The organism is Nitrospira sp. BLG_2 (assembly GCF_049222245.1).
Map to the genome: position 1 here is coordinate 1 of NZ_JBLYIG010000254.1, position 2,584 is coordinate 2,584.

Annotated in this window: 2 protein-coding genes; both read left to right on the forward strand. The window is 57.5% G+C overall.

Annotated elements, in window-relative coordinates:
- Nucleotides 1-1,450: GAF domain-containing sensor histidine kinase (locus ACOSYY_RS06975; RefSeq protein ID WP_421661545.1), on the forward strand; the 1,450-nt coding region annotated here is incomplete at its 5' end.
- Between the two features lie 68 nt (nucleotides 1,451-1,518).
- Nucleotides 1,519-2,584, forward strand: a 1,066-nt coding sequence (locus ACOSYY_RS06980) for a sigma-54-dependent transcriptional regulator (protein ID WP_421661546.1), incomplete at its 3' end; no start/stop codon positions are given.

Here is a 2,584-nt window from a genome sequence, read left to right on the forward strand (position 1 = left end):
GAGCCCGCTGGTGGTCGCCTCGAACGATGAAGTCGGCGAACTCACGGATGTGTTCAACGTGATGACCGGTGCTCTCCATGACCGCAATCAGGCGATCACCATGAATCTCGAGACGATCAAGCGGCAGGTCAGACACTTGACGACAGTGCATCAGGCCAGTGCCGCAATCGCAAGCGCCACTATGTTCGACTTGGATCAGTTGCTAGAAACGGTGCTCCGGTTGCTTGCCGAGAATCTCGGGTTTTCCCGGATGGCGGTCATGCTTCACCACCCGGAAAAGAACTGCGCGTCATTCGCTCGAATCATTGGTGTGTCGCCGGAACTCGCGGACGCAGCGTATCAGCTTGAATTACCCATCGTGGAGGGCGGCGTTGCGGCGGACTTGCTCATTCACAGCACGCCATTGCTGATCCATGACATCGAAGTCATTCCCCAGCGTCTCTACCCGCCGCTATTGGAGCTACTGCGCCGATCGGGGGTGCGGTCGTTCGTCGCCGTGCCGCTCCAGAGCCATACCAAGATCCTCGGGTTTTTATCGGCTGACCGAGGCGCACGTCCATGCAGCGACGAGGATCTTGGTATCTTGCTCACGATTGCAAGCCATGTGGCGGCCGCCATCGACAATGCCAAGGCCTACTCCGATCTCGCCGAGCTGACCCAGCACCTCGAACAGCGTATCGAACAACGGACCGAAGAGCTGTCTCAGGCCAACACACAACTCCAGGACCATGACCGACGCCGGTCGACGTTTCTCTCCGTCGTTTCCCACGAACTGCGTACTCCCATGACGTCAATCCGAAGCTTTGCTGAAAACATGCTTGATGGCGTCACAGGTCCGCTCACCGACCTGCAACACACCTACCTCTCCCGCATCCAGCATAACGTCGCCCGACTTGCGAGAATCATCGTTCAATTGCTCGATTGGTCGCGCCTCGACACCAAACGAGTCGAGCTTCGCCTGGAGGAGGTCTCTATTTGTCAGATCGCCACAATAGTGGCAGACAGCTTGCATATGGTCGCCCTGGAGAAGGATGTGTCTCTCGCTGTCGAGCCGATCGAGTCGCTTCCGACCGTCCGTGGCGACCGCGACAAGTTGGAACAGATTCTGTGGAATCTCATGGGGAATGCGATCAAATTCACGCCGCCAGGCGGCCGGGTCACGGTGGAGTTTTGCGAATCTCCACCTGGACTCGTACAGACCTGCATCGCCGATACAGGCTGCGGGATCGATTCCTCTCATCTCTCGAATATTTTTGATGAGTTTTCCAGAGTGCCGTCACCCATGCCGGCATCACAGGGCGCTCAACTTGGTCTGTGGATCACCAAGACACTCGTCACCATGCACCATGGCCGTATTTGGGTGGAGAGCCAACCGGAGACCGGATCACGCTTTTACTTCACGCTTCCAATCGAAAGGTCACAGGGTGAACCAGGTCGGACAACCTCATAACGAGGTTGTCGCTTCCCGACGTGTTCGCCGGAGCAATGCAATCGTGTTCTCGAAAGGAGAGGTGCCCCATGCGCGCTAAAATTCTCATCGTCGATGACGACCCCGATATCCTCCTGAGCCTGCAGAATCGCATCAGTTTTATGGGACACGAACCTTTGACGGCGACGAACGGCAAAGACGCCTTGCGCTTGATCAAGGAAGAGGAACCGGATCTTGTCTTGCTGGACTTGAAAATTCCCGACATCACCGGGCTTGACGTCTTAAAGCAGGTCGGTGCGGCATCAATCCCGAGCCAACCCAAAGGCGAGGAGACAAGCCAGGCGTCCCCTTACACCACCCCGCTGATCATCATGCTGACCGCCTATGGAACCATCGAACTCGCTGTCCAAGCCATGCAACTCGGCGCGTTCGACTTTGTGCCGAAGCCGTTTACCTCCGACCATTTGACGGTCGTCATCAAGAAGGCCTTGGACACCGTGACCCTCCACCGACAGGTGGAGACGCTCCGCAAAGAAGTCGATGCCCAGTTCGAACCTGTCGTGACGACCAGTAAGCAGATGGGCGAACGACTGACCGTGGCCAAGCAAGCAGCGGCTTCTTCCGCGACCGTGTTGTTGCTCGGCGAAACGGGGACGGGGAAAGAAGTGGTCGCCCGCGCCATTCATCGTTGGAGCCCTCGCTCCACGAGACCCTTTATTGCCGTCAATTGCGCCGCCTTCCCCGAAAATCTATTGGAGAACGAGCTTTTTGGACACGAGAAAGGGGCGTTCACCGGCGCCGCCAAGCGGGAGCCCGGCAAAATCGAGATCGCCGATGGAGGGACGCTGTTTCTTGACGAGATCGGCGATATGCCGCTCACCATGCAACGCCATCTCTTGCGTGTCCTTCAAGACCGGACGTTCTACCGTGTCGGCGGAACGCAGGAAGTGCGGACCGACGTCCGGTTTATCGCCGCCACGAACAAAGATCTGAAACAGGCGATTCGTCAAGGCGCATTCCGCGAAGACTTGTACTTTCGCCTTGCCGTGATTACCATCGCCCTGCCCCCGTTGCGCAAACGGATGGAGGATCTTTCCACCCTCGTCGAACATTTCCTCAACCGGCCCAACAACGTGGGGCTGTGTAAACGCGTGA